Below are 18052 nucleotides of genomic sequence, written 5' to 3' on the forward strand. Positions count from 1 at the left end.
AATTAAAAAAGACGCTCCTTTATTGGAGCGTTTTTTTGTTTGCCTTCGTATTATTAATTAAGAAGATGTTGAACCTTCTAGAAAAGGAGAAATGCCATGTTAAAACGCTGTCACTGGGTCACTGCCGGTTCCTTAGCACCCGAGTTAGTTGATTACCACGATAAGGAATATTGCCGTCCTGTTCATGATGAGAAGAAGGCCTTGGAATATCTTTGCATGGAGATTTTCCAGTCGGGTTTATCCTGGCAGACGGTCTTGAAGAAGCGGGCGGCGTTGGCTGAAGACTTCGAAGGCTATGATTTGGCGAAGGTGGCGGCCTTTGGTGTTGATGATATTGAACGATTAATGGCTGATTCGCGAATTATTCGGAACCGGCGGAAAATTGAAGCCGTGGTGCATAACTTTCGGATTGTCGAGGGCTGGCATAGTGTTGGGCAGTCCTTTATTGATTACCTCTGGTCCTTTACGGAGGGGAAGGTAGTGGACATTGGTCCGGAGCCTGGGGAAAAGCTGCCGGCTGAAACGACTTTATCAAAGACTGTTAGCAAGGAGCTGAAAGCAGAAGGCTTTTCATTTACTGGGCCGGTAGTGGTGGAGTCACTGCTGCAGGCAGTTGGCATTCACAATGGTCATAACCAGGACTGCGCTTGGCATGATTTGATGGATAAATAAGGATAGAAAAAAGGACTCGTCCTTTTTTGTTATGATTTGCAACAAATTTGCCGCATTTTGCTTATAAATGCTGTTATAACAAGGTTTTCTAATGCGCGATCCGGGAGTCGAACCCGGATTGCAAGAACCGGAATCTTGCGTGCTATCCATTACACCAACCGCGCGAACCATGTTATTATAACCTATTTTTTAGGGATTTCCAAGTAGGTCTCATCAATCTTCTTGAAGGTAATTCGCCCTGCAAAGCGGTTTGTCAGGGTTTCTTCGAAGTCTTTGACGGTGGCGGGGGCGACGGCCACTTGGTGGTGGACGGACGTGTCAAAAGTCGTATCGATGAGGGGATAGTCTTCTTGCTTGAGCCAATAAGTGAGCTCGTCGTTGTTGGCGTAGTCAACGGTTAGTTCGAGTACAACGCGTTTGAGGCGAACGACTAGGCCAAGGGCGTCAAGACCCTGGGCGGTTGTACCGGCGTAGGCACGAATGAGGCCCCCGGCACCAAGTTTGATACCACCGAAGTAACGGGTTACGACGGCAAGGACGTTATGAACACCTTGCTTTTGAAGCACTTCGAGCATGGGCACGCCAGCTGTTCCGGAAGGTTCGCCGTTATCGGAGTAGCGCTTGATTTCGTCGTTATCACCGATGACGTAGGCAAAGACGTTGTGAGTGGCCTTGTAGTGTTCCTTGTTAATCATCTCGATTTTGGCTTGGGCCTCTTCTTCGCTGTTGACCCGGGCCAGGTAGATGAGAAAGTCGGATTTTTTAATTGTTTGCTGCCAGTGACCTTCTTGAGGTTTGAGTAAGTAAAAGTCTTCCATAATTCGTATTATATCATGAGCTAAATGTGGGAGAAAAGAAGGGCGTACTTTAGTAAGAGAAGGATGGAGGGGCTTTGATTGGAGAAAGAAGAATTATATGGTCGCCTGCATACCTGGCCGAGGAACCGTCCGGTGGTGGAAGGCGCGAGAGTTTTGTCTGTTTTAGAAGGTGCCCGTTGTCGGCGCTGTGGCGGCCGACGAAGGGCTGCACTACCAAAGGGCGAGAGTTACTGTTTAGATTGCTTGGCCTTGGGGCGGGTATCGACATTGGACGTGCTGTTGACGATTGAGGAGCCAAACGACTTTGTGCCGGGCAGTAAGCTGCGCTGGAAGGGGAGGCTGACGGGGAGACAGGAGGCGTTGAGTAAGCGCTTGATTGAAAATGCTCAGGCCAGTCAGAATCAGTTGCTCTGGGCAGTGACCGGTGCTGGAAAGACCGAGATGCTCTTTCCGTTGATTGACTGGGCGCTGACTTCCGGGCAACGGGTGGCGCTGTTGTCACCGAGGGTGGACGTAGTATTGGAGCTAGCGCCGCGTCTGCAGGCGGCCTTTGAGGTTTTTACTCAAGTTTTGTACGGGGCCCAGGAGGAACACTACAAATATAGCCAGTTGGTGATTGGTACGGTGCACCAGATGCTGCGCTTTTACCAGGCCTTTGATCTGATGATTATTGACGAGGTGGATGCCTTTCCCTACCGCAATAATCGGATGTTGGAACGGGCTTTACATCAAGCCTTAAAAAAGGAAGGCAGATTTTTGTACTTGACCGCAACGCCGTCAAGGAAAATGTTATCAATGGCTAACCGGGGTGAACTGGTTTTGCATCAATTACTAGGCCGGTTTCACGGAGGTAAATTACCAGAATTAACGATTCACTATGATCCCCGTTGGCGGAAGCGAATGACTTTGTCATTAAAAAAATCCTTGGAACTTTGGTATTTCGAAAAGAAACCCTTTTTCATATTTGTTCCAGCAGTCGATGATTTGGCACTACTGGAAAAGCAAGTTCGTCAGTTGGCTATTGGAAGGGGGACCACCGTTCATGCTACCGATTCGGAACGGATTTCGAAGGTCGCTGATATGCGGGCGGGAAAGTATGACTATTTAATCACAACCACTATTTTGGAACGGGGCGTAACGCTACCGAACTTACAGGCTGTCATTATGGGCGGCGACGATCCGACTTTTACGAAGGAGGCCTTGATACAAATGGCTGGTCAAGTGGGGCGTGCAAAGGACAGTCCACTAGGAGAGGTCCTCCTGTTTGCCTCCGGTCCTGCCAGAAGCATTCGGCAGGCGCAAAGGGAAATTCGGGAGTTGAATCGAAAGGCGGAAGAAAATGTTTGAGTGTTTGCTGTGTTCAAAGAAAATTGATGTACGTCCGAACTTGCTACTCTTACTGACGGGCTATGTACCGGTTCGAGATCGCTTATGTGATGCCTGTTGGCAAACTTTTAAAGAAATTGGTCCTTCTTTTTGTCCAGGTTGCGGTCGGACGGAAAAGAAGAAGCGGTATTGTCTAGACTGCCGAAAGTGGCAGAAGCGGGGGATGGCCATGATAGAAAATCGAGCGCTGTATCAATACAACGAGGAGATGAAAGACTATATGGCTCGCTATAAGTTTATTGGCGACTACCGCTTAGCGCCAATTTTTGCAGGAAAAATGCGCAAGGTGATTCGACGGCGTGTTAAAGAAGAAAAGATTGATTTGATTCTTCCCATTCCTCTGAGTGAGGAGCGAATTGCCCAGCGAGGGTTTAACCAGGTAGATGCTTTCTTACCGGTTTTTGCTAAAAAAGTTGATTTGTTGGCGGTGAAGGCCAGTCATAAGGTTGACCAGTCCTCCAAAAGTCGTTCTGAACGTTTACGAACGAAGCAACCCTTTGAGCTGAAGGAGGGGATGAAAGAAGAAGTTTCCGGTAAACATGTTCTATTGGTAGACGATGTTTACACGACTGGGCGAACGCTCTATCACGCTGCCCAGCTTCTTCGACAAGCGGGTGCTCGAAAGGTTAGTTCACAGACCCTAGCACGATAGTTGCTAAGCGCTTTTTGAGATGAGCACCTGTCGGACTTTTTCCTTAAGAAAAGCTTGCGATTCACGGGAAAGCTCCCATATCTGAACGGTAAATATGGTATAATCGAAAGGATTGTAGGGAAGAGTTTCTTCTTTTCTCAGGTAACCTAAATTTTGGAGAAAATTAACCATGGCAAGAGATATTGGAATTGATTTGGGAACGGCCAATGTGTTGATCTATGTTGAAGGCGAAGGTGTGGTTTTGAATGAACCATCCGTTGTTGCCGTTGACGACAAGACTGACCGCGTATTGGCTGTTGGTGCGGAAGCTTACCGAATGGTTGGCCGTACACCAGGTAACATTCGTGCCGTTCGTCCTTTGAAGGACGGTGTTATTTCAGACTTTGATATTACAGAAGCAATGTTGACTTACTTTGTTAACAAGTTGAACGTAAAGGGCTTCATGTCAAAGCCAAACATCATGATCTGTGCGCCTACGAACATTTCTGAAATCGAACGTAAGGCAATCATTCAGGCTGCTGAAAAGGCCGGTGGTGCCAAGGTATACTTGGACTACGAGCCAAAGGTTGCTGCTATTGGGGCTGGTTTGGATATCTTTAAGCCAGTCGGTTCAATGGTTATCGATATGGGTGGTGGAACTTCTGATATCGCCATTTTGTCACTAGGTGACATTGTTGTTTCAGAATCAATTCGTGTTGCCGGTGATCGTATGAACATCGACATCGTGAACTATTTGAAGCGTGAACATAACCTTGTTGTTGGTGAACGTTCTGCTGAAACGATTAAGATTGAAATTGGTTCAGCTTTGCCATCAGATAATCCAAAGACAATGGCCGTTCGTGGACGTGACAACTTCCAAGGAATGCCACAAACGATTACGGTTAACGCCAACGAAATCGAGTCAGCTTTGCACGAAACATTGGCACAAATCGCCGATGCTGCCCACTTGGCTTTGTCAAAGTTGCCACCTGAATTGGCAGCTGACATCATCGATCGTGGAATTATGTTGACCGGTGGTGGTGCCTTGCTTGAAGGAATCGACAAGTTCTTGGCTGACCGTTTGGAAGTCCCAGTATTTATCGCTGATTCCCCATTGGACAACGTTGCCAAGGGAACGGGTGCTTTGCTTGAGCACATGATGGATAAGGGCTAAGGAGTTTTTGATGTCTAAGAAAAATCAGAGCTTTGCTGTCTCATTGAAAAAAGAAGGTGATTTGGTCAAGGTGTTCGTTGACGAACGTGAAATTGGCCAAATCGAAGAAAACCAGGGTACTTTCGCCGGAACTTTGGGTAAGCAAGTTGTGATTGCTTCTGCCCAATCAGAAGACGAAGCCCTTCAGGCAATGTTGGCTTCTTATAACCTTTACTATTAATTTTTAGAAGAATCCTTTGCCTCGGCAAGGGGTTTTTGTACATAGAAACAACTGTAGGAGAGAACGATGCAACGTAGTGCTGCTCATCATTCAAATCGTACATCAGCATCTGAGTTGGACTGGGGAATGATTCTGGTCATGATTTTGCTGTTGTTAATTGGACTATATTCTTTATATTTTGCCATTCTTAATGATGGAAACGGTAAGTCAGCAGCTTTGAAGGCAATTATTATGCAATTGCTCTATTGGGGCGTTGGTGCGGTGATTATTGCTTTTATTATGCGCTTTGATGCCTTTCAACTATGGCGGTTGGCACCGGTTGCTTATGGTATTGGAATTGTCCTGCTGATTGGCGTGCTTTTCTTCTATAACCGTGCTTTGGCCGCTTCAGCTGGTGCGAAGTCTTGGATTGCCTTTGGGCCCGTCTCTTTGCAGCCTTCGGAAATTGTGAAGCCGGCTTTCATTCTGATGCTATCGAAAGTCGTGGCAAACCACAACCGACTTTATCCAGAACATACCGTTCAATCGGACTGGTTGCTAATTGGTAAGATGGTTGGGGTGTTTTTGCCCGTTGCCTTCTTGATTGCCTTGCAAAACGATTTGGGAACGTTGCTTGTTTTCATTGCCATCTTGGGTGGTATTACCATCGTCTCTGGTGTTACCTGGCGCATTTTAGGGCCAGCTCTTGCTGCTGCGGGTGCTTTTGGTTCCCTACTACTCTTCCTGGTTACGTCATCATTAGGGCGTTCAATTCTGGGTAGCTTTGGTTTCCAGGCCTACCAGTTTGCCCGTATTGATGCTTGGTTGCATCCTGGGCAAGATACATCTGATACGGGGTACCAGACCTATCAGAACTTGAAGGCCATTGGTTCAGGTCAGCTATGGGGGTCTGGATTCGGTAATATGAAGGTCTTCGTTCCAGTTCGCGAATCCGATATGATTTTCTCAGTGATGGGTGAGTCCTTTGGATTTGTCGGTGGGGCCTTCTTGATTGCGGTATACTTCTTATTGCTTTATTTGATGATTAAGGCGACCTTTAAGGCACGTAACTCCTTCTATGCTTATATTGCAACAGGGGTTGTTGTCATGGTGCTCTTCCACGTTTTTGAAAACGTTGGAATGAACATTGGTTTGCTACCGTTGACTGGAATTCCATTGCCCTTTATTTCTCAGGGTGGATCTTCACTGCTCTCCAATATGATTGGAGTTGGGTTGATTATGTCGATGTCTTATCAGCAGCAAAGTCGTACATTTAACGAATCGAATGACTTCTCACTATAAGGGGGAATCATGGATCAGTTGGTCATGATCGCAGAAAAGCAGGATATTCTCCTGCGACAACTAAGGGCCGGAGATCTCTTCGAGTCCTTGCCAGATTTGCTACGTGCCATTCGGGACGAAGTCGAGTATGAAGAGCCTACACCAGTTACACCTGTTCTATCAGCTGATGAGGCGATTAATCGGATGGCCTGGTATCAGGAGAACTGGAACAATCAGGGAGAAGCAGAGAGTATCCTCTTCGTTTCAAAGGAAGATTTACGTCGCTTTTTAACCTTGCTCTCTTCCACGGATGAAAGCATTCGTGATAGCGGGACTTTTTTCTTTCTTGGTTCTGCTATTCAAAACAATCATATTGAGGCTGAAACGCTCGATTGGTTAACTCGAGAATTGATTCATGATAGTCGCCTTTTCTCTCATTTATTTGAAGAAGAAAACGATGGTGCCTATTATCGTTCCTACTCGATGGCGGTTCTTGCCTTGCTATTAAGTAAGAATGCGGACAATACCGAGACTTTTATATCCGAGGAATTAATGTCTGACATTGTTCAACAACTTGGCATTTATATGCTAGTTGAAAAGGATACAAGGGGCTTTGTCGAAGGGCATGGATGGATTCATGCCTACACCCACTTAGCAAATGTTCTGGGTCAGCTCTTTGAGCAGCTGGCCTTGAAACGGGCAGATAAGCTTTACCTGTTAGCCTGCTTGATGACCAACTTGCGCTCCATTGATACCCCCTTAACGATGGGGGAGATGGGGCGGTTAGTTGGCAATGTCTTACAGTTGAGTCGTCGCCATAAAATATATGCTGACTATCTGCTATTGGCATTGAAGCTCTGGCGGCAGGATTTGGTTAATACGCCCTTTAAGCAGGACCGGTCGAATTGGCAAATGCTTTATATCCGGGTGGACTTCTTCCAGCAGATACTGGCCTTTGGACCAGATGCCAGTCCGCAGGATGTTTGGAACTACGCGCAGGCAACTAAAAATTATCTATCATGAAATCCTGGTTTGAACCAGTTTTAGAAAAGGAAAATCTTATGGCTAAACAACACGTTGTATTACTTTTTGGTGGAAACTCATCTGAACACGATGTCTCAAAGCGTTCTTGCTACAACTACTACAAGGCTTTGGAGGCAACAGGCAAGTATGACTTGTCCGTGGTTGCCATTGCTCAAAATGGCTACTTTTTGGATGCTGACCGCTCAATGAAGATCATGATGCAAGAAGATGAACAACCATTGGTTGATTCATACATGGCCGAATTGAAGGATAAGGGTATTCTTTCACCAATTAGGGCCTTAGAAGACCTTGGCCAAATTGACATCTTCTTCCCAGTGGTTCACGGAAACCTTGGTGAAGATGGTACCTTGCAAGGTTTGTTCCGTTTGTTGGACAAGCCATACGTTGGTGCTGCTTTGCGTGGACATGCCGTGTCATTTGATAAGGTATTGACCAAGGAAATCTTGACGCAAAACAACATTCGTAACACGAAGTACTTGGTTACCCACGCTTTTGACGATAAGAAGTTGACTTGGGCTGAAGTTGAAGAACAACTTGGTTCTGTTGTCTTTGTTAAGGCTGCCAACCAAGGTTCATCAGTTGGTATTTCACGAGCTGAAAACGAAGCAGAATATGAAGCCGCTTTGAAAGATTCCTTCCAATACGATCACAAGGTCTTGGTTGAACAGGCCGTTAACGGTCCTCGAGAACTTGAAGTTGGTGTAATTGGAAACGACAAAATTTTGGTTTCTGAAATTGGTGCCCACAAGGTTCCTGATCAAGGTGGAGACGGTAAGGGCTGGTATGATTACCACTCAAAGTTCGTGGATAACTCATCCGTTGCCTTTGAAATCCCAGCGAACTTACCAGATGCCGTAACGGAAGAAATCAAGGATATGTCAAAGCGTGCTTATCGCGCCTTGAACTTGCAGGGTGAAGCCCGTATGGACTTCTTGATTGATGAAGATAACGTGCCTTACTTGGGTGAGCCAAACACATTGCCTGGTTTCACTAACATGTCACTCTTCAAGCGCCTCTGGGATTACTCAGACATCGACAACGCCAAGTTGGCCGACATGCTTGTACAATATGGCTTTGACGCTTACAAGAAGTCAAAGGAAATTTCTTACTCATTCGAATCATTGGGTGAAGAAAAAGTCGGAACCTTTAACGGAAAAGACGGTAACAAGAAGTAATTTAAAATAAAAAAGCAGACCGAAAGGTCTGCTTTTTTATTTTATAGAGTGTTTGAAGTGGGGTCACATTTCACGTACGACTAGGACATCGACTTTGGTAATGCGAGTAACGTAAGAGGTAACTGATCCGACGACTAAACGTTCAACGGCATTTAATCCTGTGGCTCCAATGACAATGAGGTCGGCATGGATTTCGTCAGGAATATCATGGGCTAGCAATGCTTTTGGTGAGCCATAATCGATACGGTAGTCAACAGTAACACCAGCTTTTTCAGCTTGAGCTTTGTAGCCTTCGAGCATCTTACGGGCATCTTCGGTGACCGTATCAATCATTGAATTATCAAAGGCCGCGATATTTTGAATGGCACGCGTGTCAATGACATTGGCAAGGGTGATTTTTGCATTGTCACCGTTTGCCTTAGCAATCGTGATAGCGCGATGGAGAGCAGCCTCAGATTCCTTTGAACCGTCCATTGGTACAAGAATATCATGGTAGAACTGTGTCATAATGTTATCCTCCTCTTTTTCTTTAGTATAGTTCATTTGAGAAGAAAAGGACAATAAAAAAGTCCACCCGCAGGTGGACTCGTAGGGCAAGCCTACGATACTTCCTTGGCACCGTTAATCGCCGCTCAGATTTCCCTCGAAGTTATCGAGGTGGGTGGTTCACTCTAGAGAAAGCCTACCAAATGAGAAGGCTTGACTCACTGGTCGAGATTCCCGCCCGAATAAAAAGGTTGTAAGGAAAAAGCTGGTATTGCGGCAACGCGTATACCGAAGTATTCGTTTATAGTATAGGAAAAAAATCCAGAAAATAACAGTCTTGACATGTACGAATTTGCCGTAATTATTTCTTATGATTTAAGCCCTTTTTCTGCTTATTTTTGAGATTTTCATTGACTTCCTTGAGCTGTTTTTCAAAGGCAGAATTACCCTTTGGCTCGAAGTAGCGGTCGTTTTGAATGGCATCGGGTAGGTATTGCTGTGCCACCCAGTCATTATCAAAGTCGTGCGGATAGATATAGTCGTTTCCGTGGCCCAGTTTGGAAGCGCCCGAGTAGTGGGCGTCCTTCAGATGGGCTGGAATAGCTTGCGCTTTTGAGCGACTGGCCTGGGCCAGGGCGGCATCCATCGCCTTGTAGGCAGCGTTCGACTTGGGCGACAACGCTAGCTCGATGACAGCATTGGCCAGCGGAATCCGTGCTTCTGGTAGCCCAAGTTTTTCAGCCGTTTGAATGGCCGTGACCGCCCGGAAGGCGGCGTTTGGATTGGCGAGGCCAATGTCCTCATAGGCAATCACCGTCAGTCGGCGGACCAGGATTGGTAGGTCACCGGCAGCAATTAGTCTGGCCGTGTAATGGAGAGCAGCATCAACGTCGGAACCACGAATCGACTTTTGCAGGGCCGAAATCACATCGTAATGCGCGTCACCGTCTTTGTCGGCAACGAGGGCCTGCTTTTGGGAGGTTTCTTCGACGACTTCCAAAGTTACCGGAATGATGCCTTTATCGTTTTCCTTTGTCGACAGAACGGCTAGCTCTAGCGAGTTCAAGGCAGAACGAAGGTCCCCGTTAGTGGCCTGTGCTAGATGTTCCTTGGCTTCGTCCGTAATTTCAACGGGATAGTTACCTAGTCCGTTTTCCTTATCTGCCAGGGCTCGATCAATGGCCTTCTTAATGTCTTTCGTTGATAAAGGATGAACCTGAAAGATTTGGGTACGGGATCGAATGGCCGGTGTGACATTGAGGTAAGGATTTTCAGTTGTGGCACCGATCAAGATGATGGCACCGGATTCCAAGTGCGGCAAGAGAAAGTCTTGCTTGACCTTGTTGAGACGATGGATTTCATCGAGAAGGAGCACGACTGTTCCCGACATGGCGGCTTCAGCAGCAACGGCCTGTAAATCCTTTTGCGAATCCGTGGCCGCGTTTAGTGCCCGGAAGGCAAAGTTGGTTGAGCCGGCGATGGCAGAAGCAATCGAGGTCTTTCCAGTTCCAGGTGGACCGTAGAGAATCATCGATGATAGTCGTTTTGCTTCGACCATGCGCCAAATGATTTTATTTTCACCAACGAGGTCCTGTTGACCGACGATGTCTTCAATTCGCTTTGGCCGCATCCGGTAGGCTAATGGCTTTTGGGCAGGCATGGCGTCTCCTTTCTAAATGGAATTGTTAAATGATAAAAGAAAGACCAGCAAGAGCCGGTCAAGGAAGAATTAAATCTCAATGTTATCGATATTAACAGCGGTTTTAGCAGCTAGAACCAAGGCGTAAGGGTCTGCTGTCTGTTTAGAACGTTCATTGTTTGAAAGTAGTGAGTAGGGATTGCCTGATTTGATAGCCAGTTGTAGATAGTCGATATAATCGGCTCCGGCCAGGTCCTGGTCAATCGTTAGTGTGGCGTCAGGATAGGCCTTCATCTTATCTGCAAGGGCTGCTTTACTGGCATCTGATTCTAATTGTGAACCTTTAATTGCCAGGATGACACGCTCACGGAAGTTTCCTAGGTAGAGACGCTTTTCGTCTGGCTTTAAACTTGGTCCAGTTCCATTTTGATTTTGTTCAAGTCGTTCGTTGACGTCCATGAGCATTCTCCTTTGGTTTATCTTTACCCTATTATACGGAAAAAAGCGGATGGTTACAAAGTCCGTGCCTTTTGTCATTTTGTAAATAACATTTGATAAAAATGAGAAAAGTGTTAGAATTTAATCATATTAATGGAAAAGGAAGTAATGTTATGACTTTTAAATACTCAACGCACTTACCAAACACTGAGAACGATACGCTGGGCGCCATTTTGGATGCAGCAGCGAACCCAGAAGTCATTTCGTTGGCGGGAGGTTTGCCTGCCGCCGAACTTTTCCCTGTTGAAGACTTTCGCGCTTCAGCTAACCGCGTTTTTGATAACCAGGGCGCTGCAGCGTTGCAGTACGGTGAATCAGCCGGATTGCCAGCTCTCCGTAACGAAGTAGCAAAGAATTTCTTGAAGCCTCGCCAAATCGAAGCCGGCGTGAAAAACATTGCCATCAGTACTGGTTCTGAACAGGCCATCGAGCAAATTGCTAAGATGTTCATCGACGAAGGGGACACGGTTTTTGTTGAAGCACCAACTTACCTCTGTACGGTTGATGTGTTCCGTTCATTTGGTGCAAAGATTGTCACGGTACCAATGGATGAAGATGGTATGCGTATGGACGCCTTGGAAGAAGCCTTGAAGGCCCATCCTGAAGTAAAGTTGATCTACACCATCCCAACTTTCCAAAACCCAACTGGTCGTACAATGCCCGTCGAGCGTCGTAAGCAATTCGTTGAATTGGCCGATCAATACGGTGTGCCAATTTTGGAAGATGACCCATATGGCGCTATCCGTTACTCAGGGGAAGCGGTTCCACCTTTGAAGGCCTTTGATAAGACAGGCAATGTTATCTACATGTCCTCCTTCTCAAAGATTTTGGCACCTGGTTTCCGTTTGGGATTCGTTGTGGCTAGCGAAGACTTCATCACTAACTTCACTTTGATGAAGCAAATGGCAGATTTGCACTCGGACAACTTCTCACAGTACTTGGTTGCGGATTACTTGAAGAACAACGATGTGAACAAGCATATCGAAAAGATTTCTGCTCTTTACAAGCACCGTTTTGAATTGATGCAGTCCTTGATTGAATCAGAATTTCCAGCCGGTGTTAAGCATTCAAACCCAGAGGGTGGAATGTTCATCTGGTGTCAGGTCCCAGGAGACATCGATACGATGGCCCTCTTCAACGAATGTGCCAAGCAGGGTGTTGCCTTTGTTCCCGGTGAACCATTCTATGCTGGTGACAGCGAATCTGGAACCATGCGTTTGAACTTCTCTAACGTTGATGACGATACCATCCGCGAAGGAATGAAGCGCTTGGGCGCAGCTATCAAGAAGTTCTTGGATAAGTAAGCTATAAATGAAAAAGTCGAACCCGTGGGTTCGACTTTTTATGTGCCATTATTTAAGATTGTTTACTTTGGAAGGTTGTCCTTCATTTCCTTGACCAATTGTTGAATTTCTTCAGCCGGTACCTGTCGCTTTTCAACTTCGGCCTTTAGCTTGACGTCATAAGAAGTCTTTGGCTGATTAAGTGAATCGAGTTTTTGGCAAAGGGACTGGAAGCCAGAGTGCTGTACCTCATCGGCCGTTGCGTTTTGTTCCTTCAAAATGAAGTAATGCAAAATGATGTGCTCGATTAGATCGACGCGAGTAATGTTTTGCTTTTCTTGTGAGACAAAAGAAGCTGCGATTGCCTCGTTATCAGAATATTCAGGGTGTTCGTCCTTCATACGGTTGAAGATACGGTAGCAAGCTTGGAATTGGTTCAGACTTTCATAGCCACGAATGTTTTCAAAGTCGTGGTGGAAGTAGAAGCCGCCAAGGCTCTTGCCGGAGTTTCCACGAACAGGGGCGTGAATACCGGATGTTGAACCAGCCGCAATGGCTTGGTGTAGTTTCTTGTAGTAGGAGCTGAGGTTAAAGAAGTCCCTTAACTTTGCTTCATCTTGGTGGTTTTTCTTGATGGCTGCCAAAGCTGTTTGGTAGTCTTGACTCTTATAAAGGTCTTGATAACTGGTTTGTTCTTTCATCATATTCTCCTAGTTATTTAATGGCAAAGAAAAAAGCCAGTGCAGAAAGCACTGGCTTTTTTGTACAACCAAATGATATAAAAGATTATCCCAAACGGTTGTAGTATTCGACGATCAATGCTTCGTTGATGTCGGCATCAAGTTCTTCGCGTTCTGGCAAACGAACAAGCTTACCTTCCAACTTTTCAGCGTCAAATTCAACGAATTGTGGACGTGAAACAACTGATTCAACAGCGATTTGGATAGGAACAATGTTCTTTGACTTTTCGCGAACAGAGATAACTTGGCCAGGTACCACTTCGTATGAAGGGATATCAACGCGCTTGCCATCAACCAAGATGTGGCCGTGGTTTACCAATTGACGTGCTTGTTGGCGAGTAGTTGCCAAACCAAGACGGTAAACCAATGAGTCCAAACGACGTTCGAGCAAGATCATGAAGTTAGTACCGTGAGTACCTTGACGGATCTTACCAGCCTTGTTGAACAAACCGTGGAATTGACGTTCAGTCAAACCGTAAGTAAAGCGCAACTTTTGCTTTTCGCGAAGTTGAACACCATATTCAGAAACCTTACCGCGACGACCTTGTCCGTGGTCACCAGGGGCGTAGGCACGACGTGCCAATTCCTTACCAGTTCCTGAAAGTGAAACACCTAAACGACGTGAAACACGCCACTTTGGTCCAGTATAACGTGACATAATATATGTCCTCCAAAATGTATTTTGCTGTACATTGAAGGGTAAGCACCAGATGCGTGCAGCGTCAAAAATTTACGTTTCTCAGGGACAGTAGCTATGCCCTTACTAACGATTCGAGACGTTGTTGACGCGCTTCTTTGCCTACTGCTACTCAATAAACAACTTTCATAAGTATAGCAGGATTAAGGGGAGAAGGCAAACCTTGTCTTGGTTGGGAGAAGCAAAATTAACTTTTTATTCTATAAAAAAGTTAAGAAAAGTCTAAAAGATGCCCTCAAAAGGGGCAGGCTAGTCGAAATAGTGTAAAGTTGATACTAGCATATACTGAAGAGAAGAGGATACAACCAATGTGGATCATCATCGGAATCATTCTTGTACTAGCTGTCTTTGCTGCTGTTTCCTGGGCAATCTTGGAACAGCGTAAAGCAGCAGGGCAGGTGGCCGACTTTGAGCTGGCAAAAAAAGCTCTCTTAAATGAACACGTGGAAAAGATGATTGCAGATGCGCGAAAGATTTCGCTTTCTGGGCAGGCCTTGAAGGAATACGAAACAATTCAAGGACAATATTCCTATTTAAAGAAGACACTTTTTGCCAAAATTGACCAAGAACATGCATCTGCGGAATCAAAGACGGGTGGCTTGAACGTCTGGGGAACAAAGCGTGCTCTCCGTCACTTATTGGCTTTGACCAAGGAAGCGGCACAGGTTCAGGCAAGTATCAAGGATGGCTTAGATAACTTGTACAAGCAAAACGACCGTCATCACGCTGCTATTGAACAGTTACACGATGAACGTGATACGATTTTGAAGCGAATTGCTGAAGAACCTGAAAACTTCGGTCCAGCGGCAGCAGCTTTGACAGACTTTGTTAAGCAGGGCGAAGATTCGTATCGTGAATATAAGCAATTAGTAGAAGACGGTGAAGCATTGAAGGCTTCCGAGGCCTTTGAGGCCTTGGGAATGGAAGCCGGTCAGATGACCCATTACCTTCAATCTGTTCCAGTGATTTTTAACGCGATTAATGGTAAGTACCTTGATCAAGTACAGGAAATTGTGGACGGAAAGGCGAAGCTAGAGGCCCGGGGTGTTGTCTTTGATGACGACGCTATCCAAGCGGATTTGGATAAAGTCGATGCAGACCGTATGGCAGCCTTAGCGGCCTTGAAAGATTTGAAAATCAAGGAAGCAACGGACTTGCAGTTGGGTTTGAATAAGCAGATTCAAGCGCTCTATGATAAGTTGCAATTTGAGTTGGATGCCTATGACCGTTACTTCAAGCAACAGGATTTGGTCAAGCAAGCCTTTGACCGTATCTCCGAGCAAAACCACTCTTTGATGATTGAACTAGCCTACTTGAAAGCTCGCTTCCAGTTGACCCACGATGAAGAGGGTCAGCAACAGGAATACGCTAAGGAAATTGAAGACCTTGTTGCTGGGCAAAAGGAAGTATCATCTGCCTTGTCTGATAAGACAATGACCTATTCGGATGCTTGTGAGCGTCAACAGAAATGGTTGACTCTGATGGGCGAACTTGACCAAGATCAAGTGGCCATGTATAAGCAAATTGAGGAGTTCCAGCCAGCCTTGAAGTCGGCTAAGAAGTATTCAATTGCTTACATTGATGAATTAAAGGATTTGAAGCGTTCTTTGGAGCGCCGCGACCTACCTGGCCTACCAAAGTTGTTCTTGGACCACTTCTTTGCCATGTCTGATGAAATGACTCGCTTGGATGATGCGGTCAACGCTTCCCGTGTTGATTTGGATGCCGTTCAGCGTCAGGTGAACATTGTGTCATCTGATTTGGACACTTTGAAAGAAGATGCCAAAGTTGTTGCCGAACAGGCTGACCTGGCCGTTGCCTTGTTGCAGTATGCTTCTCGCTACGCCGTTGAAAACGTACGCATGGGCGATGCTTTGAAAGAAGCGCAAGTTCTCTATGACGAAGAATTTGATTATGCTCAAGTGATTGAAAAGATTAAGCCAATCTTGAACGAGTTAGAGCCAGAGGCTTATGCTCGTTTGGTTGCTAACCAAGATCCAGTTGAGTTATAAGCACATAAAAAAGCGATACCATTTGGTATCGCTTTTTGTTTACTTGTTTTTCTTTGATGAGATAGTTGAATGCTTCATACCGTAGAAGAAGTACCAGAGTAGTCCGATGACAACCCAGATAGCGTAGAGCTTCAAGGTAATCATTGGGAGACGGATAATCAAGAAGAGAGACAATCCGGCAGCCAGAGCTGGAAGCACTGGGTAGAATGGCATCTTGAATCCTGTATGTTGCAAATCCTGACGCTTTCGTAGGAAGAGCACCCCAAAGGTGATAAACATAAAGGCAGTTAAAGTGCCGATGTTAATCAAGTTTGTCAAAGTTGAAAGTGGGATGAATCCGGCAAGTACCGTTTCCACGACAACGGCTAAGATGATGGCGTTTTGTGGTAAGTGGTTCTTGTTCACTTTTCCAAGTCCCTTTGGCATCAAGCCGTCACGTCCGAATGAGTAAGCGAGACGGGATGAGGCGAAAATCAAGGCCAGGATGGCGGTAAACATACCAATCAAAGCACCAATTGTAATGACCACTGAGAACTGTGTTTGCTTAATTGTTTGTAAAGCAAAGGCTGCGGGATCATCAACCCCAAGCTTCTTATAGTTAACGATTCCCGTCAAAACGATGGCGAAGAGCGTGTAGAGGGTTGAAGAGATGACAACCGTTCCCAAAATTCCGCGCGACATTGTCTTCGTTGGGTTCTTTACTTCGGCTGCATGAGCAGCAATTGTATCAAATCCAAGGAAGGAGAAGATGATGGAAGCAGTCGCTGCGGTAATTCCACCAAGCCCCCAAAGCCCTGTTTGGAATTGCTTAGGGTAAAAGTCGGCGTAGTTAGTAGGTTTAATGAAGAAAAGACCACCGATGATGAAAAGTAAGATGATAGCAATCTTCAAGATAACGCCGGCGTTCTCGACTTTTTTGGACTGGGACAAGCCCGCAAAAAGAATGAAGGTTGAAACTAAGATAACGAGAACGGCTAAGAGATTCACAAGGCCGCCTTGGTCAGGTCCCACCTGTAGGTTAGTAGGTAATGGCATACCCATTTGTCCAAGAAGTGAGTTCAGGTAAGCGGCGAAACCAGTCGCAATGGCTGAAACAGCCAGGAAGTATTCAAGGATGAGTGACCAACCAAGGAGCCACCCGATGATTTCACCGTAGATAACCGATCCATATGAATAAGCCGAACCGGCAACTGGCATAGCAGAAGAGAATTCCGCGAAGGCCATTCCACAGATACCGGAGAAAAGTGCAGCTAATAGGAAGGCGATGGCAACGGCAGGACCAGCGTGGTTGGCTGCTTCGTGGCCGGGAAGGATAAAGATACCAGAACCAATCACGGTTCCGACACCTAAACCAATCAAATCCTTCGTTGAAAGAACGCGGGCCATTTGTCCGTCTTTTTCAAGGTAGCCTTCAACGGATTCCCGTTGAAAGGCTCGTTTTAGTAAGTTCATATTTAAAAATTCTCACTTTTTTCTAATTTATCACTTAATTGTAGCAGTTAAGAAATGGCTTGTCGATTCTTTTAATGGTAAAATGATGCGAGTTGAGAGGAGATTGGTCAATGGAAAAGCACGTGATTGTTTTAATGGGACCGGCTGGAGCTGGTAAAAGTACTGTTGCTTCTTATATAGAAGAAAAGTGGCAGATTCCACAAGTAATCACCCATACAACCCGTCCTAAGCGTGAAGGGGAAGTGGATGGTGTGGACTACTATTTTGAGACTGCTACGACTTTTCCGGAAAACCACTACCTTGAACAAGTTGAGTATGCTGGCAACCGTTATGGTTCTTCTATGGAAGGATTGGAGCGGGGATGGCAAAAAAAACATTTGGTTAGCATCGTTTTAGATACAAAGGGTGGCGAAACGTACCGCAAGGTGCTGGGTGGTAAAGTCTGCCTCTGGTATATCACAGTATCAAACGCTTCTATATTAAAGGAACGTTTAGTTGGACGTGGGGATGATGAAGCAGCAATTGAGAAACGTTTGAACTCGGCTGAATTTAAACGTGACTTGGAGCTACCAACTAATATGGAAGGTCATGCCACCGTCATTTACAATGATAACTGGAATGAAACGAAGGAAGAAATCGATAAATTGATTAAAGGGATGAAATGAAAGGGTAAAAACAAACATTTTATATCTCTCTTTGCCCCTCATTCGGCTTTAGAATATTCGTTAATTTTCTTCGAAAAAAGCATTGACCGAACGGGTCAATGCCGGTATACTAATTATTGTTCCTTGCGAGGGACAAGCGGTTATCAAGTTTTGCTTGATAATCACCAGCAAAACTCATAAAAATAGTTGTTGCACAAGTT

The 18052-nt window shown here is 45.7% G+C and carries 18 protein-coding genes, 1 tRNA gene and 1 pseudogene; 12 read left to right on the forward strand and 8 right to left on the reverse strand.

The window, feature by feature from the left end:
- Positions 1-96 precede the first annotated feature (96 nt).
- The gene (locus tag H7198_RS02945; RefSeq protein WP_274458307.1) at positions 97-672 is read left to right on the forward strand and encodes a DNA-3-methyladenine glycosylase I; all 576 of its coding nucleotides are present in this window, start codon (positions 97-99) and stop codon (positions 670-672) included.
- Positions 673-764: 92 nt separating this feature from the next.
- Here the strand turns inward: H7198_RS02945 and H7198_RS02950 are convergent.
- Positions 765-836: transfer RNA gene (locus tag H7198_RS02950), tRNA-Arg, on the reverse strand.
- 18 nt (positions 837-854) lie between these two features.
- The gene (locus tag H7198_RS02955; RefSeq protein ID WP_274458308.1) at positions 855-1490 is read right to left on the reverse strand and encodes a YigZ family protein; all 636 of its coding nucleotides are present in this window, start codon (positions 1488-1490) and stop codon (positions 855-857) included.
- A gap of 306 nt (positions 1491-1796) precedes the next feature.
- On the opposite strand from H7198_RS02955, the gene H7198_RS02960 reads away from it, so the two are divergent.
- The 8 genes and pseudogenes from H7198_RS02960 to H7198_RS02990 all read left to right on the forward strand — a co-directional run bounded on the left by H7198_RS02960 (position 1797) and on the right by H7198_RS02990 (position 8380).
- Complete coding sequence (locus H7198_RS02960; RefSeq protein WP_345945864.1) at positions 1797-2837, forward strand: DEAD/DEAH box helicase; 1041 nt, start codon at positions 1797-1799, stop codon at positions 2835-2837.
- A pseudogene (locus H7198_RS06965) lies at positions 2830-3009 on the forward strand (double zinc ribbon domain-containing protein); the annotation flags it as partial. The gene H7198_RS02960 and the pseudogene H7198_RS06965, both read left to right, overlap by 8 nt.
- Positions 3010-3045: 36 nt before the next feature.
- On the forward strand, positions 3046-3528 hold the full coding sequence (locus H7198_RS02965; RefSeq protein ID WP_274458310.1) for a ComF family protein: 483 nt from the start codon (positions 3046-3048) through the stop codon (positions 3526-3528).
- Between the two features lie 169 nt (positions 3529-3697).
- Positions 3698-4681: a rod shape-determining protein gene (locus tag H7198_RS02970; protein ID WP_091502613.1), complete on the forward strand. Its 984-nt coding sequence runs from the start codon at positions 3698-3700 to the stop codon at positions 4679-4681.
- Between the two features lie 10 nt (positions 4682-4691).
- Positions 4692-4901, forward strand: coding sequence for a DUF2969 family protein (locus tag H7198_RS02975; RefSeq protein ID WP_091502616.1), 210 nt, complete (start codon positions 4692-4694; stop codon positions 4899-4901).
- A gap of 66 nt (positions 4902-4967) precedes the next feature.
- Positions 4968-6182, forward strand: a complete 1215-nt coding sequence (locus tag H7198_RS02980; protein ID WP_274458311.1) for an FtsW/RodA/SpoVE family cell cycle protein — start codon at positions 4968-4970, stop codon at positions 6180-6182.
- A gap of 9 nt (positions 6183-6191) precedes the next feature.
- Positions 6192-7184: a DUF2785 domain-containing protein gene (locus tag H7198_RS02985; protein ID WP_274458312.1), complete on the forward strand. Its 993-nt coding sequence runs from the start codon at positions 6192-6194 to the stop codon at positions 7182-7184.
- 38 nt (positions 7185-7222) lie between these two features.
- Entirely contained in the window at positions 7223-8380 is a 1158-nt protein-coding gene (locus tag H7198_RS02990) for a D-alanine--D-alanine ligase family protein (protein ID WP_274458313.1), read from the forward strand.
- Positions 8381-8443: 63 nt separating this feature from the next.
- Here the strand turns inward: H7198_RS02990 and H7198_RS02995 are convergent, their stop codons facing one another.
- The 3 genes from H7198_RS02995 to H7198_RS03005 form a co-directional block, all read right to left on the reverse strand.
- Positions 8444-8887, reverse strand: a complete 444-nt coding sequence (locus H7198_RS02995) for a universal stress protein (RefSeq protein WP_274458314.1) — start codon at positions 8885-8887, stop codon at positions 8444-8446.
- Between the two features lie 340 nt (positions 8888-9227).
- Positions 9228-10526, reverse strand: coding sequence for a replication-associated recombination protein A (locus H7198_RS03000; protein ID WP_274458315.1), 1299 nt, complete (start codon positions 10524-10526; stop codon positions 9228-9230).
- A gap of 69 nt (positions 10527-10595) precedes the next feature.
- Positions 10596-10964, reverse strand: coding sequence for a DUF1694 domain-containing protein (locus H7198_RS03005; RefSeq protein ID WP_274458316.1), 369 nt, complete (start codon positions 10962-10964; stop codon positions 10596-10598).
- 152 nt (positions 10965-11116) lie between these two features.
- On the opposite strand from H7198_RS03005, the gene H7198_RS03010 reads away from it, so the two are divergent.
- The gene (locus H7198_RS03010) at positions 11117-12307 is read left to right on the forward strand and encodes an aminotransferase-like domain-containing protein (RefSeq protein ID WP_274458317.1); all 1191 of its coding nucleotides are present in this window, start codon (positions 11117-11119) and stop codon (positions 12305-12307) included.
- A gap of 62 nt (positions 12308-12369) precedes the next feature.
- Here H7198_RS03010 and H7198_RS03015 read toward each other — a convergent pair whose 3' ends face one another.
- Complete coding sequence (locus tag H7198_RS03015; protein WP_274458318.1) at positions 12370-12987, reverse strand: hypothetical protein; 618 nt, start codon at positions 12985-12987, stop codon at positions 12370-12372.
- 85 nt (positions 12988-13072) lie between these two features.
- Entirely contained in the window at positions 13073-13684 is a 612-nt protein-coding gene (rpsD, locus tag H7198_RS03020; RefSeq protein ID WP_091502630.1) for a 30S ribosomal protein S4, read from the reverse strand.
- 347 nt (positions 13685-14031) lie between these two features.
- On the opposite strand from rpsD, the gene H7198_RS03025 reads away from it, so the two are divergent.
- Complete coding sequence (locus H7198_RS03025; RefSeq protein WP_274458319.1) at positions 14032-15735, forward strand: septation ring formation regulator EzrA; 1704 nt, start codon at positions 14032-14034, stop codon at positions 15733-15735.
- A 39-nt stretch (positions 15736-15774) separates the two neighbouring features.
- On the opposite strand, the gene H7198_RS03030 is transcribed toward H7198_RS03025, so the two are convergent.
- The gene (locus H7198_RS03030; protein ID WP_274458320.1) at positions 15775-17187 is read right to left on the reverse strand and encodes an APC family permease; all 1413 of its coding nucleotides are present in this window, start codon (positions 17185-17187) and stop codon (positions 15775-15777) included.
- Between the two features lie 110 nt (positions 17188-17297).
- Between H7198_RS03030 and H7198_RS03035 the strand changes: the two genes are divergently transcribed.
- Positions 17298-17852, forward strand: a complete 555-nt coding sequence (locus tag H7198_RS03035; protein ID WP_274458321.1) for a guanylate kinase — start codon at positions 17298-17300, stop codon at positions 17850-17852.
- Positions 17853-18052 lie beyond the last annotated feature (200 nt).

Source organism: Fructobacillus sp. CRL 2054 (assembly GCF_028764065.1).
Taxonomy (GTDB): Bacteria; Bacillota; Bacilli; order Lactobacillales; family Lactobacillaceae; genus Fructobacillus.